Here is a 14,696-nt window from a genome sequence, read left to right as displayed (position 1 = left end):
TTACATAGGAAATTGATCATTGACCAAAACACTAAAATTAAATACCGCACTTTTCTTCGCGTTGCTGTTGATTAGCGGCTTTGCGATTTATCATCAGCTCGGCGACTTTGCCCATCTCAAAAATGCGGATGGTGTGCTCACGGATATGCGCTCGATGGTACTGTGGGATATTCGTTTTCCACGCATTGGTTTAGCTTTATTGACGGGCGCTAGCCTAGCAATAGCGGGCAATGCGATGCAAGGTATTTTCCAAAATCCATTAGCCAGTCCTGGCTTACTTGGTAGTAGTTCTGGAGCCACAGCGGCTAGTGTATTTATCCTTTATTATTTTTCCGTGCCATTTTCACTGCTCTTAGCCGGTGGTGTGATTGGTGCACTTTTAAGCTTTTTAATCGTGTATTTGATCGCCCAAAACTACGGCACTACGATGATGATTCTAAGTGGTTTAGCGGTCAATATGTTGCTTGGATCAGCAATCGCATTACTGCTTTCCAACGCGGAAAGCCCATGGGCATTAGCTGAACTTTATCGTTGGTTACAAGGCTCATTAATGTGGGCTAAATTAGATACCCTGCTTATTTCACTCCAGATTGTTTTGGCGGGAATTTTCTGTTTATACCACACTCGCCGATACTTAGATTTACTCACCTTTGGTGAAGAAACAGCGAGCACAATGGGCGTGGATCCAAAACGTAGCTTTTTCATCAGTACCTTTGGTGTGGCTTTATTAGTTGGGGCAACCATTCCGCAAACCGGCACTATTGGCTTTATCGGCTTAATCGCGCCACACTTCGCCCGTATTTTACTGAAAGCTCGCCCATCACAACTTTATCTCACCAGCGCGTTAATTGGGGCTTTACTGCTCTTATTGGCTGATTTGGCGATTTTATATATCCCACTATTTTCACATATTTACATCGGCACATTGACCGCACTTATCGGTGCCCCTTGCTTGATTTGGATGTTATTAACGCAACAGAGAAAAATCTATGATTAGAATTGAAAAACTCACCCAATCCTATTGCTTAAATGACATCAACTGTACGCTTCCATCAGGTAAATTGATTGGCATTATGGGTGCCAATGGTGCGGGGAAATCTACCTTATTAAAAACCATTGCGGGCATCTTGCCCCTCAAACAAGGAGAAATCTGGTTTGATGCTCAGCCATTAAGTAAGATGAACGCGACTGAAAAAAGCCAACACATTGCTTACCTCGCACAGAATACACAAATTCATTGGGATTTATCCGTTTATGATGTGATTGCATTAGGCTTGGCAGCTCCATTACCAAAAGAAAAAGAGCGGTCAAAAATTCAAGCGTTTTCAGAAAAATTTGCGGTAACACATTTACTCGATAAGCCATTTCAACAACTTTCTGGAGGCGAAAAAGCACGAGTACAACTTGCTCGTTGCAGTATTAAAGAATCCCCCGTTTTATTGGTCGATGAGCCGATTGCGCCACTCGACCCTTATTATCAAATTGATATGATGGAACAGCTTAAATCACTCACACCACAACACACATGCATCGTCGCAATTCATCACCTTTCATTGGCTTATCAATTTTGTGATGAAATTATTCTATTAGAACAAGGCAAATTGTTAGCAGTCGGTGAAACGCAAGCCGTATTAAATGCGGAAAATTTGGCGAAAGCCTTTCATATTCGTGCTGAGATTGATCCTCTGGAAAAGACTATCTCAAAAATTGAAAAGCAATAAAAATAAAAGCACTTAGCGATTCACTAAGTGCTTTTTTATAGAAATGAATTACGGTTGGATTTCTGAATCTACGAAGAAATAAGCAATTTCTCGTTTTGCGCTTTCAATGCTATCAGAACCATGAACAGAGTTTTCACGCTGGCTTAACGCGAAGTCTTTACGGATAGTACCTTCTGCCGCCTCAGCTGGATTCGTTGAACCAATCAAAGTGCGGTAATCTTTTACGGCATTTTCTTTTTCCAATACAGAAACCACTATCGGGCCAGAGAGCATATACTCCACCAACGGGTCAAAAAATGGTTTACCTTGATGTTCTGCATAGAAACCTTCCGCCTGTTCTTTGGTTAATTGCACCATTTTAAGGGCAACGACACGGAATCCCTGTGATTCAAAACGTCCTAAAATAGCACCAATTAAATGACGCTTTACTGCATCGGGTTTGATAATTGAAAAAGTACGTTCTGTCATAAAATCCTACTTAACTTGCTTTCGTTACTAATAAATTTGCTAAAGTTTTCACACCAATTCCGGTTGCACCAACCGCCCATAAATCACTACCTGATTTACGATAAGTGGCCGAACAATCAATATGCAACCAACGTTGTTGATAGTTCTTCACAAAATACGATAAAAATGCTGTTGCAGTACTTGCCCCCGCCACAACTGGTGCTGTACCTGTATTTGCGATATCAGCAAAAGAAGACGTGATTTGGCTACGATGAAACGCTTCAAAAGGTAAACGCCAGAATGGTTCATTTTCTTCTTTGGCGGCTTGAAATAAGCTATTTACTAACGCATCATCCATAGAAAGTACACTGTGGTAATCATTACCGACAGCGACTTTCGCCGCACCGGTTAAGGTTGCACAATCGACAATAAATTGTGGATTTTGGCTATCAGCTTCAATTAAACCGTCTGCTAATACTAAACGCCCTTCCGCATCAGTATTTAAAATTTCAGCGGTTACACCATTTTTATACGTGATGATATCACCCAATTTGAATGCATTACCGCTCACCAAGTTTTCCGCACAGCATAGATAGAGTTTTACACGTTGATTTAAACCGTGTGCAATAGCAAATCCTAGCGCGCCTGTTAATAACGCAGCGCCGCCCATATCAGTACGCATAGTGCTCATGCCATCACTTGGTTTGATGCTGTAACCACCACTGTCAAAAGTAATACCTTTACCCACTAGACAGGCTAATACGGGCGCATTTGGATCATTAGTTGGGTTAAAATCTAATTGCAACATAGCTGGTGGATTAACAGAACCTCGACCCACAGTAAAGATCCCGTGATAGCCCTGCTCTTTTAATGCTTCACCATAAATGATTTGAAAACTGACCGCACTTTTATCGGCATAACTTTCGGCTTGTTTAGAAATAAACTCAGCCGCGCGTTCAGCTAATTTAACCGGCGTAAGGGTTTGTGCCGGTTCATTAATAATGCCACGCACAAAATCACCGCACTCGATACGAGCTAATAATTCATCTTGTGGCTCATCATCTAAATGAGGAAATTCAACAGAATAATCTTGCTTCGCCGAGTAAAAACCTTGATAAAATGCCCAGCAATTTTCTAATTCCCATGCATCCCCCACAAGTTCAACGTCTTTAATGCCTTGCCCACGTAACTTACGTGCGGCTTTTTGGACTAAAACAAGGTTCGATTTTTCATCATCTTTAAGATGAATAACGGCTTGATCTTGATTAAAACTTAAAATGGCATTTTTGCCCCAACTCTCCGAAGAGGGAGTAGTTGATAATGTAATTTGCATGAGGTTCTTCTCCTTTATTTATCTATTATTCTCTAGGTACCATTTTACCGTCTGACGAAGTCCTTGTTCAAAGGTTATTTGCGGTTGCCAACCTAATTCTGCATGAATTTTAGAACAATCTAATGAATATCGTACATCGTGACCTGGTCGGTCTTTTACAAAAGTAATTAAATCTTCGTAATACTTAATGTGATTAGGCTTATTTGGCACCAGTTCTTCGAGTAGTTCACAAATCATTTTAACTACTTCAAGGTTCGTTTTTTCACAATTTCCACCAATATTATAACTTTCCCCGACTCGACCTTTTGTCAAAACTAAATATAAGGCTTGAACATGATCTTCCACAAATAACCAATCACGAATTTGCCGCCCATCACCATAAATAGGCAAAGGCTTTCCCATCACAGCATTTGAAATCATTAAAGGGATAAGCTTTTCAGCGTGTTGATAAGCCCCATAGTTATTGGAACTGTTTGTGATAATCACCGGCAAACCATAAGTGCGATGCCAAGCGTGCACCAAATGGTCACTTGCCGCTTTTGAGGCTGAATAAGGGCTACTCGGATGATAAGGGGAATGTTCAGTAAAGGCCGGTTCAGAAAAGGATAAATCCCCATACACTTCATCTGTAGAAATATGATGGAATCGAAAGGTCGTTTTTTTAGCTTTGTCTAAGGTATGCCAATAATTCTTAACAACCTCTAACAATGTATAAGTACCAACAATATTGGTTTGAATAAAATCAGCCGCTCCCGTAATAGAACGGTCAACATGACTTTCTGCCGCCAAATGCATCACCGCATCTGGCTGATATTTTTCAAAAATGTTTCCTATAGCCTTAAGATCACAAATATCAATTTGCTCAAAAGCATAGCGAGGATTATTTTCTACCTCTTTCAAAGATGATTGATTTGCCGCATATGTCAGCTTATCAATATTGATAACGGAATATTGAGTCTGATTAATAATATACCGAATAAGAGCGGAACCGATGAAACCGGAACCACCGGTGATGAGAATTCTTTTGCTCATAAAAGGAAGTAGAATTTATTCAGATCTAGTACTTTCATTAACCATGAAAGAATAAAATAGAAATAGAACAAAGAAGTAAAAGATATTTCCTGAATTATGTGCAAGAAATGCCTGACTCATGCAGTAAATAATCGTTGATAGTACATGAATAATACCTAATATCGAAATAAATTTTATTCTTTTATTCCCCTGGCCCACTACTTTTCTGTAGAATAAGTGTAAAGGGACAATAAAAATACTTAATATGGCAATTCCTCCCAATATCCCTTTCTTTGCTAATTCGTCTATAAATTGATTATGTAAATGTAAAAACGAGATTGACGCCTTAGTTACAACATCTTTATCAGCTAAATCTTTTTTATAATAATCTAATTCTTTTAAACTCCACCCAGAAATTGGGTGTTCTAAAAAAGCTTTTGAACCAATCGTCCACATATCTAGGCGCTCTCCAATAGAACTTACCTTATTATCTCCAGATAAATATAATTTTAATTCATATTGTGCTTCAGATAGGCGATTAACAAATTTATTATTTACTGTTAATACTACTGAGATAATACATAAAAAAGTGATTCCACCTAATAGAAGTTTCTTAGATAATAAATGTCTATATAAGAAAATAAGAATTAGTAATAAAATTGGGACTCCAATCCATCCTCCTCTAGCAAAAGAAAGTAGACTTGCTAAAACTCCGAATATTCCAAAGAGGATTACTAACGCAACCAGTTTTTGCTTATATTTATTTACATCTAATAAATGAAATGCAATAACAAAACTAAATAAGCCTAATGACATCGCCATATCCCCAGACTGGATCTTCATTTGGTTATAAAAAGCACTTTCTAAGTTTAAAATATAATACTGATAGAGTGCTACAATACCTGAAATAAAAGAACCTAAAGGAATGCTATAGAGCAATATATCAAATTTAACTGAACTATAAGCGATAAAAATAATTACAGAAAGAAATAAAAATGCTCTTAGTGGATTATCAATTAAGTTAAATTTTTCTCCATGAAAAAAAATAAAGAAAAGCGAAACTAAAAAATAAAAAGTAGTCACAACAAAAATAGCTTTATTCTGCTTCACTATTGCTGAGAAACTTGCTCTCTTATAGAGTAAATAACACAAAAATAATACACTTAAAATTAATAAAGCAGTCGAGCCGTAGTTATATCCTTTAGGGAATATCAAAAGTAAAGTAAAAAATAAAAATATAGATGCATTAATAAATAACTTAGGGAAAACTCCTATATTATGCATAAATCTCAATCCTTATATAATACATCTACAATTTCTGTAGTCGGGTTAAAACCTGTAGGAGCATTTAGCAATGTTTGACGAATAGCCATATAATTGGCATCTCTGCAAGAACTCTCTAATTCAGCCAATACTTCAGATAATTGCTCAAACGGTAAATAAACCTCTTCAGCAGTCATGATACGGGGGTGGCTTGTTTTACGAACGTTGTCTCCACCAATTAACAATTCTTCATACAACTTCTCTCCTGGTCGCAACCCAGTATAAGTAATCTCAACATCACCTTTCGGGTTGTTTTCATCCTTAACTGAGAGTCCTGATAACTGAACTAAGTTTTTAGCTAAATCTACTATTTTAACTGGTTCACCCATATCTAAAATGAAAACATCACCACCTTTTGCCATTGCTCCAGCCTGAATAACAAGCTGAGCCGCTTCAGGAATAGTCATGAAATAGCGAATAATATCAGGATGTGTAATAGTAATAGGACCACCTTTTAGAATTTGCTTTCTAAACAATGGAATAACTGAACCAGATGAGCCGAGTACATTACCAAAACGAACCATACTGAAACAAGTTTGGTAGTCTTTTAATTGTTCTGATAATGCCTGCAAACACAGCTCAGCCATACGCTTACTTGCCCCCATTACATTTGTTGGGCGAACAGCCTTATCTGTTGAAATTAGAACAAAAGACTTAACACCATGTTCTGCTGCACATCTTGCGACATTATATGTACCAAACACATTATTTTGCACACCTTCAATCATATTATACTCAACCAAAGGAACATGCTTATATGCTGCAGTATGATAAATACTATCAATATTAAAATGAGATAAAACGCGATCTACGCGTTCAATATCCTGTACATTTCCTAAAACAGGATAAATTTTAGTGTTTGTAATATTATTTTTCTTCGCAATCTCTAATAACTCTTGATGAATGGAATAAAGAGAAAATTCTGAAAGTTCAAATAAAATTAAAGCATTTGGCTCATTTAAAATAATTTGACGACATAACTCAGAGCCTATTGAACCACCAGCTCCTGTTACCATAACAGCTTTACGATGAATATTTTTTTGTAATAAATCTTTATTTGGCAATACTGGTTCTCGACCTAACAAATCCTCAATGTGAACCTCTCGCAGCTCATCAATTTTTGCATTCCCTTGCAAGATATCTTCCATATCTGGAATAGTTTGAACCTTAATTTTTAAAGGAATTAAGCTATCAATTATTGCTTTACGCTCGCTACGTGATGCACTAGGAATCGCTAACAAAATAACTTTAATATGATATTTTTGAACAAGCTTTGAGATATCATTTGGTGAAAATATTTTATTTCCCAAAAGGTAAGTGCCATATAACTTCACATTATCATCAATGAAACCTCTGATACGATAACGATAGGAATGTTTTAACATTACCGCAAGTTGTCGTCCATTTGAGCCAGCACCATAGATAAGAATCGAGTCATTATCCTTATCAAGTAATAACCCAATATAATAGCGAACCAACATTCTTACGCCACCACATAATAAAAATACGTAAGAAAAATAAATAAGTGGAACTGTCCTAGGAATAAATGAATCAATAAAGAATGAAAATAGAACTAAACTTATAGATGAAATTAAAGCACCTATAGCTATCATAGCTAAGGCTTTAAAAGAAATGTAACGTAATACCGCTCTATATAATCCTAATTTAACAAATGCAATCAATGTAACAATTAATGTTCCTGTCAATGCGAACCAGATCTGATGATTATCAAATGCCGTAATATCTCCTAACCTAGTCCAATATGCAAAGAAAAATGAAGTAATAATTAAGATCGTATCAATAACTAAACTAATAATTCTCTTTTTAGATCTAGATAATTCAAATACAAAATAGTCTAACATAACATCATCTGGCTCTATCACCAGCTCCTTTTCCTAAAGCAGTCATGGCAATATATTGGAAATAAGACTTAACCGTTAAAGTTTCAATCATTTCGTTATCTGTTTTTGCTAAAAGCTCAGGCATTGACATATCGATCTCCTGAATTTGAGCTAACCCTGTAATCCCTGGTAATGCACGGTATACATTATATTCTTCACGAGCTTGAATTACATCATGCTGATTAAATAGATTAGGTCGCGGTCCAACTAAACTCATTTCACCTTTTAAAACATTAATTAATTGTGGCAATTCATCAATCTTTGTTTTTCTCAGAAAACCACCTAATTTAGTAATTGAAGCAGTTCCCACTAAATGACTTGCCACAGACTTTGTATCAACAGCCATTGTCCTAAACTTGATTAATTTAAAAGATTTTTTATTCTTACCAACTCGTTCTTGAATAAAAATCGGAGATTTTGTTTCAAAATAACCTAGAATAGTAACAATTAAGAGTATGGGCGAAGTTAAAATAAGCCCAACAAGAGAAAGTAATATATCAAGTAATCTAATCATTATTTATCCTTAATTGAATTAAGTGTTTTTAGAAGTCCTTCCTGAGTAGAAAAAGGTAATTTCTCAACATTTATAGCATCTTTTAATTTCTGGTTAGAAATAAAAAAGTTTCCAGTAAGTTTATTTAAAATATTCGTGTTAATCGGAAGGTGTAATATATCTCCAACTTTAAAAGCAGTAGATACCAAACCACTAGGAATAGCCCATAACCGCACGCGTTTCTTAGCAACTTCGCCCATTAATGAAATAAGCTCATTTGTTGAAATCGGTTGATCATCAGCAATATTATAAACGCCAGAAGTAATATTTCTATCTTCTAATAATTTGTCAATACAATAAATTAAATTATCAATATGTAAAAAAGAGCGTTTATTCTCAAAAACAGCAAAGAACCAAGGCAAACCTTTTTTAACTAATTTATACAATGCAATTAAGTTGCCATGATTTCCTTCTCCATGAACTAAGCAAGGTCTAATAATTAGTAATCTCTTGCCTTCTGGTAATTTATGAGCCAATAAATATTCTTCAGCAGCTTTTTTAGATCGTCCATAAACGCTCATTGGATTTAATGGAGTTTCTTCTGTTAAACAATCAGCAGCATTATCTGTAATAACCTTAGCACTACTAAAGTAAATAAAATCTTTAATCTTAGAATCTAAAAATGCTTGGAAAAGTTTAATTGTTAAATCTCGATTCACTTCAAAATATTCTTTTTCATCCGAAGTTTTATAACTATCACTTGACTTAGCGGCTAAATGGATTAGCACATCAGCATTTTTATTTAACACCCAGTTATTTCGTAAAGATAATGTTTCAACCTGTACAGCATTTTTTTTCTTAAAATGATTAAAAAAACTTTTCCCAATAAAGCCTGAAGCACCTGTTATAATAATTTTCTTCATCATTATTCTTCCAAAATAGAGATAATTCTTTTGTTAACTTTTCTTACATCAAATTTTTCTTCTGCTATTCTACGACTTTCAATGCCCATTGAACGAACAAGAATAGGTTTATTAATTAACTCAAGCATCTTTTCAGCTAATTTTTCAGCAGAGAAAAGTGGCACTAAGAAACCATTCACACCATCAACTACAGTTTCTCTACAACCTGGTACATCCGTGGTTAAAATGACCTTGCCCATCGCCATTGCTTCTTGTGTGCTTTTGGGCACGCCTTCTCGATAAGAAGGAAGCACAAAAACATCTACTTTTTCAATATAATCTGGAACGTTTTTTACATATCCTAAATATTCAATGATATTGGCATCAATATACTCTTGTAATTTTTCTTCTGACATTGCAGTAGGATTTTGTTTATCAATTTGTCCCAATACAAGAAATTGAGTATTTGTCTTCTCTTTTTTAACAACCTTAGCTGCTTCTAAAAATTCAAAAATTCCTTTTTCTCTTAATAATCGACCTAAGAAAATAAATGAAACATCAGTTTTAATTTTAGGTTCAGAATAGCGATAATAATCTAAATTTACGCCGATGCCACCTAATATTTCTGTAGACTTAACCTTAATATTATTCTCAATTAAAAGATCTCTCTGATCATCAGGATTTAAGAATAACACTTTATCTAATGTTGGTAAGGCGATCTTATAGAGTTGTATTTGCAAAAATTTAATAATTTTAGCTTTTAATCCTTTCTTCTCGGTGGAAGGTGTGAAAGCATAGCCTAAGCCTTCAATCATTCCTACCCGCTTTTTAATACCTGCCAATTTTGCCGCTAAAGAAGCAAAAATTACAGGTTTTACAAAACAAGTAAGCACCATATCAGGTTCAATATCCTTTAATATTTTTCTTAATTTAAAAACTTCAATAATATCGGCTAAAGGATTAAGGTTACTTCTTTTTAAATTATGCTCAACAGGTTTTGCTCCCCAGCTGACAATGATTTCTTTAGTAGAAGGTTCATACCCTTCTGCCAAGCAGAAAACTTCGTAGCCTTCTTTTACAAGGTCAAGTACTAATTCTTTTCTAAAATGTAATAAAGTCGAAACCTCATTCACGATAATTGCAATTTTCTTTTTCATTTTTTCTCTTGATATAAGTTCAGCCATTTATTTACAACAGCATCTAATGAATAATACTTAAGGATATGTTCTCGCGATTTCTTCCCTAAAATAGACCGCTCTTCTTCTGTTAAATCCATTGATTGTAGCATTGCATTTGCTAAAGCCTCGCTATTTCGAATCGGCACCAGGAAACCATTATCGTCTATCACTTCGCGTGTTCCACCACAATCAGTAGCAACAATCACATTTTCAGTTGCCATTGCCTCACCAATTACAAGCGGTAATCCTTCAAAATGCGAAGACATAACATAAGTATCCGCAATATTCATTAATTGATTAATATCACGTCTCAATCCTAAAAAAGATACTTTTTCAGAGATACCCAATTGAACAGTGTATTGTTTTAATTCTTGCTCTAATTCCCCGATACCAGCTATCAATAAACAAGTATTCGGCTTTTGTTTATTCACAATTGAAAATGCTTTAAGTAAATTAGGATAATCTTTAGGATCAGTTAATCGTCCAACTGCTAAAAATACATAATTATTTTTTATCAACGGTAAAGATAGGTGCATATTTTCTCTCATTGCACCATCTTTTTTAAAGAGAGAAGTATCTATACCATTTTCCATTGCAATCATTTGATCTTTTTTAACCGCTTTCTTCTCTATAAAAGCATTAACAGCATCTTGGCTTACATTGGTATTAATATCAGAGAGAAAATTAGTGAAACGATACAAAGTCATTCTTAATGCTCCACCTTCATTTTTACTATGGGCAGTGCAAATAAGTCGATCAACTTTAGTTGATAATCTTATAAGTCTTGCCATTAAATTAGCATGAAACATATGAGAGTGAATCACATCCGGTTTAAAAATTTTAATTTCATTTCTTAACTGAAAATAAGCTCTCACTAAACTTAATGGCTCTTTAGTCATATTGAGATAACTTATTTCTATCTGATTATTTTTCGGAAGTGTTTGTTCAGAAAAAGCTTTGCTCAGAGAAATTAATTTTACTTGATAACCGAACTGAGCAAATTTATCTGCTAAATCACAAACTTGTTTTTCCGCTCCGCCAATGCCTAACCCTGTAATGAGTAGTAATATTTTCATTTTTTTCTAGCTCTGAAGAAGATTAAATAAAAAATGCTATAAATAATTGAACAAGCAATCAGTGTTGATATAGATGCCCTGCTTATCATAAAGATTTGAGTAGCGAAAATAAATGATAAACCTTTATAATATGATTTTCTATCATAGTTATCTAAGTTATAAATTAACCTTCCCCATAAAAAATTAAGAATAAAAAATAATGCTAGATTTGAGAATGAGAAAACATAAAAATCAGATAATAAAGCCCAACCAAAGCCATACCCTTGGTCATACAAATCTGGTGCTGAAATAAAAGTAAGATAATGGGGAAAACTTACATCATAAACTTGAACATCCCCTATAAAATAATGAAAGAATAGCTGACTACCAGGTATAATTGTTTTTAAAAATGCAGGAAAAGGATAGTCTTGTGTTCTAGTACTTAAGTCAAAAACCATAAGGCTAATGCCTTGATTATTTAGGTTATTTGTAATAATTTCTAAAATACTCCCTTCCTCGCTACTTCTACTCGAAAAACTTAATAGCATATTAACAAAAATAACAAGAAAAATAGCAAACATAGTTAATAAAAAAACAGATTTTAGTGAAAATCTTTTTTCTCTTAGAAAGAGCCACCCAGAAAGTAATATAACACTAACAAAACCGCCTCTAGAACCAGTGATAATTGTCAATAATTGTACAAATATAAAAAATATGATAATCACTTTGAATCGCATCTGATGACTATTTTCTATATATAGTAATCCTATCATTGAAATTAATACTGCACTAACAATTAGAGATAAAGGAGTTGAATATTGTTCAGATTGAGCACTATATAGTGATAAATATCCTTCTGATAAGGAACGAAAAATATTAGCCAAGTTATCCTTCAGTACAAAGCAACATAAAAATAGAGTAAAAATATATATTAAACTTTTATTCAATAAGAATAACCTTACACCAAGATCTATAAAGTTATTTCTATTAATGACATTAGCAAATATAAAGAAAAAAATCGAACCATACACTAATGTGAATAGATAAAACTTATCAACACTAGCATCTAATTCATATACCAAACCAAAATCAAATTTAAAAACATCTATATTTTTATTAAGCAAATATGCAATAAATCTTCCACCAATAAATAAAACAAACCCATAAATATAAATATACTTTAATGAAAATATTCTATCCCCATTTAAAATCCCAAAAATAAAAACTAAAGAAATTGCCAAAACAAAAGAAAATGAAATAATATAGTTACCATAACTAACAAAATATAGTGAGGCTAACGAAATTAAATATATAAAAACCAAAAAAATCAATAGAATAATATTATTATTCTTTACATAAAGTGACATTTATACAATCTTTTCCCATTTATCTATAATCTTATCTAAAGAAAATTTACCAACAGTTTTTTTAGCATAAGAAACCATACCATTATACTCTTGTTCTGATAAGCTCATTAATGCTTTTAGTTTTAATGCTAAATCAGAAACATCTTCTGGATTGCATAAAAAACCTGATTTATTATGATCAATAATTTCGCTTGGTCCAAACTCACAATCAAATGAAACAGCAGGCAACCCGAAGGATTGAGCCTCCATTAACACCATTCCCAATCCTTCAAAACGAGAGCTTAAGGCATAGACAGAAGATGATTCATAATATTCTGATAACGTATTACTAAATGGAAATAAATTTACAGAAGTAGAAAGCTCTAAGTCTAATATAATTTGTTCAAGTAATTTTTTATCTTCTCCCTCACCTACAATATTTAACTTCCATTCTGAAAAGTGCGGTTCATTTTTAACTAATTTCCAAGCTTGAATAAGAAGATCAAAACCTTTTTGATAAGTTAATCTACCAACCGCCAGAACCGTCTTATTCATTTGAGAAGGAATATGCTCAGAAATAGCATAAGGAGAAGGATTAGAGATTGCAATAATTTCTGCCTTACCAATGGTTTTCTTTTCCCAAATTTGTTTATCTGCCTCTGTTAAAGTCACAATTTTATTTGAAAATAAGCGAGATAAATGACGAGATAGCGCTCGTCCTTTTTGTCCAAGAGTAACATTATAATTAAAATGCTCCCAAGTGATATGATTTATCACTAATCCAATCTTAGCAGGCAAGGAAAAAAGCGATAGCATTGATTCAACAACAACTAAAGTATCTACTTTATTCTCTTTTAAAAAAATTCTTAACTTCAATATGGTTTGCAAATATTGTTTAGAAAATGAAACACGTTGTGAATATAACTGTGAGCTCTTGATTTTTTTGTTTAAATCAAAGAAAGGTTTATCTCCTTCCCATAAATTTAACATTAAGACATTATAACCTTTTTCTGCTAAAGCATTTGCAACAGAAGTGGAAACACGCTCTGTACCGCCTGCATTATTTAAGTTACCACAAAAGAAACAGATTGTTTTCATTTTTCTACCTTAATAAAAAATCCAATCAAATAACTCAAGATAGCACTAAAATAGTTTGAGTCAGATGCTCTTTCTACCAAAGATTTATTTAAGTATTTTGCCATTTGTGAGAATCTAATAATCGTTTTTATATATGAAAGTGGGTTTTTAATCCAAATTAATAACGGAATGTCTTTTATCATTGCACTTCTAGAAATATAATGTCCTTTAGCATGCTTAAATATATTACTTCTACTTAGTCTATTTTCAGTCGCATCATCAAAAAATACCCGTAATGCTTTAGGAGAATAAATAAACTTATATCCTTTCTTAGCTAATTTTATATAGAACCATATCTCAGGGATAAATATTATATCAGAATCAACTGGATATAAGAATTTTTTTATAACATCCGTTTTTAGTATATCTATTCTCTCACCAAAATTTTTACTATTCGAAAATTCATCAAACCAAGTCATTTCAATTAACTTATTCTCTATTAAGCGACCACTTGGCTTATTTGTCATATTATTAATAGCTAAACATCTAATTCCTACTATATTATCTTTATCTAGTAAATTATTGCAATCTGATATAATGCTAAATAAAGAATTCTCTCTAAAAGTATCATCAGAGTCTAATCCAATAAAATACAACCCTTTAGCCAGAGATATAGCCTTATTCCAAGAAAATTGTTTTCCACTATTTTCTTGCTTTATATAGCGAATATTTAACTTATTTTCAGAAATTAAAGAATCCACAATATCATCTGTATTATCATTCGAGCCATCATTAATTAATAACCATTCTAATTCTTCTAAATTATCTTGAGCTAAAATACTTTCATAGCATCTTCTTAAGGTATGAGCTCGATTATAAGCAGGGGTAAAAATAGTAAACTTAATCATT

At 33.5% G+C, this 14,696-nt stretch carries 14 protein-coding genes; 2 read left to right on the top strand and 12 right to left on the bottom strand.

All coding sequences use genetic code 11. From position 1 onward, the window contains the following. The first annotated feature begins 19 nt into the window (after positions 1–19). Together RDV53_RS05550 and RDV53_RS05545 are read left to right on the top strand one after the other, a co-directional pair. Positions 20–997 carry a FecCD family ABC transporter permease gene (locus RDV53_RS05550; RefSeq protein ID WP_005695293.1) on the top strand — a complete coding sequence of 326 codons (978 nt, stop codon included), beginning with the start codon at positions 20–22 and terminating at the stop codon, positions 995–997. Continuing rightward, positions 990–1,721, top strand: coding sequence for an ABC transporter ATP-binding protein (locus tag RDV53_RS05545; protein WP_005695292.1), 732 nt, complete (start codon positions 990–992; stop codon positions 1,719–1,721). The genes RDV53_RS05550 and RDV53_RS05545 overlap by 8 nt, the downstream gene beginning before the upstream one ends. A gap of 48 nt (positions 1,722–1,769) precedes the next feature. On the opposite strand, the gene ndk is transcribed toward RDV53_RS05545, so the two are convergent. From ndk to RDV53_RS05485, 12 genes are read right to left on the bottom strand one after another with little or no spacing between them, the layout of a single operon-like run. Further along, entirely contained in the window at positions 1,770–2,189 is a 420-nt protein-coding gene (gene ndk / locus RDV53_RS05540) for a nucleoside-diphosphate kinase (RefSeq protein WP_005695291.1), read from the bottom strand. Positions 2,190–2,199: 10 nt separating this feature from the next. Further along, positions 2,200–3,501, bottom strand: a complete 1,302-nt coding sequence (gene pepB / locus RDV53_RS05535; RefSeq protein ID WP_005695290.1) for an aminopeptidase PepB — start codon at positions 3,499–3,501, stop codon at positions 2,200–2,202. Between the two features lie 18 nt (positions 3,502–3,519). Next, positions 3,520–4,533 carry a dTDP-glucose 4,6-dehydratase gene (gene rfbB, locus RDV53_RS05530; protein ID WP_005695289.1) on the bottom strand — a complete coding sequence of 338 codons (1,014 nt, stop codon included), beginning with the start codon at positions 4,531–4,533 and terminating at the stop codon, positions 3,520–3,522. A gap of 15 nt (positions 4,534–4,548) precedes the next feature. Continuing rightward, positions 4,549–5,796, bottom strand: coding sequence for an O-antigen ligase family protein (locus tag RDV53_RS05525; protein WP_005695288.1), 1,248 nt, complete (start codon positions 5,794–5,796; stop codon positions 4,549–4,551). 5 nt (positions 5,797–5,801) lie between these two features. Next, entirely contained in the window at positions 5,802–7,697 is a 1,896-nt protein-coding gene (locus tag RDV53_RS05520; protein ID WP_032822519.1) for a polysaccharide biosynthesis protein, read from the bottom strand. A gap of 4 nt (positions 7,698–7,701) precedes the next feature. Then, complete coding sequence (locus RDV53_RS05515; protein ID WP_005695286.1) at positions 7,702–8,250, bottom strand: sugar transferase; 549 nt, start codon at positions 8,248–8,250, stop codon at positions 7,702–7,704. Next, positions 8,250–9,155, bottom strand: coding sequence for an NAD-dependent epimerase/dehydratase family protein (locus RDV53_RS05510; protein WP_005695285.1), 906 nt, complete (start codon positions 9,153–9,155; stop codon positions 8,250–8,252). The genes RDV53_RS05515 and RDV53_RS05510 overlap by 1 nt, the downstream gene beginning before the upstream one ends. After that, a complete protein-coding gene (locus RDV53_RS05505; RefSeq protein ID WP_005695284.1) occupies positions 9,155–10,315 on the bottom strand; it encodes a glycosyltransferase family 4 protein in 1,161 nt (386 codons plus the stop codon). The genes RDV53_RS05510 and RDV53_RS05505 overlap by 1 nt, the downstream gene beginning before the upstream one ends. After that, complete coding sequence (locus tag RDV53_RS05500) at positions 10,285–11,385, bottom strand: glycosyltransferase (protein ID WP_005695282.1); 1,101 nt, start codon at positions 11,383–11,385, stop codon at positions 10,285–10,287. The genes RDV53_RS05505 and RDV53_RS05500 overlap by 31 nt, the downstream gene beginning before the upstream one ends. Then, complete coding sequence (gene wzy, locus RDV53_RS05495) at positions 11,382–12,731, bottom strand: O-antigen polysaccharide polymerase Wzy (protein ID WP_032822521.1); 1,350 nt, start codon at positions 12,729–12,731, stop codon at positions 11,382–11,384. The genes RDV53_RS05500 and wzy overlap by 4 nt, the downstream gene beginning before the upstream one ends. Next, complete coding sequence (locus RDV53_RS05490) at positions 12,732–13,808, bottom strand: glycosyltransferase family 4 protein (RefSeq protein WP_005695280.1); 1,077 nt, start codon at positions 13,806–13,808, stop codon at positions 12,732–12,734. Next, the gene (locus RDV53_RS05485; protein WP_005695279.1) at positions 13,805–14,695 is read right to left on the bottom strand and encodes a glycosyltransferase family 2 protein; all 891 of its coding nucleotides are present in this window, start codon (positions 14,693–14,695) and stop codon (positions 13,805–13,807) included. Before RDV53_RS05485 ends, RDV53_RS05490 begins: the two co-directional genes overlap by 4 nt. Between the last annotated feature and the right edge of the window lies 1 nt (position 14,696).

The organism is Haemophilus parainfluenzae ATCC 33392 (assembly GCF_031191205.1).
Classification (GTDB): Bacteria; Pseudomonadota; Gammaproteobacteria; order Enterobacterales; family Pasteurellaceae; genus Haemophilus_D; species Haemophilus_D parainfluenzae.
This window is presented reverse-complemented; position numbering and strand designations above follow the sequence as displayed.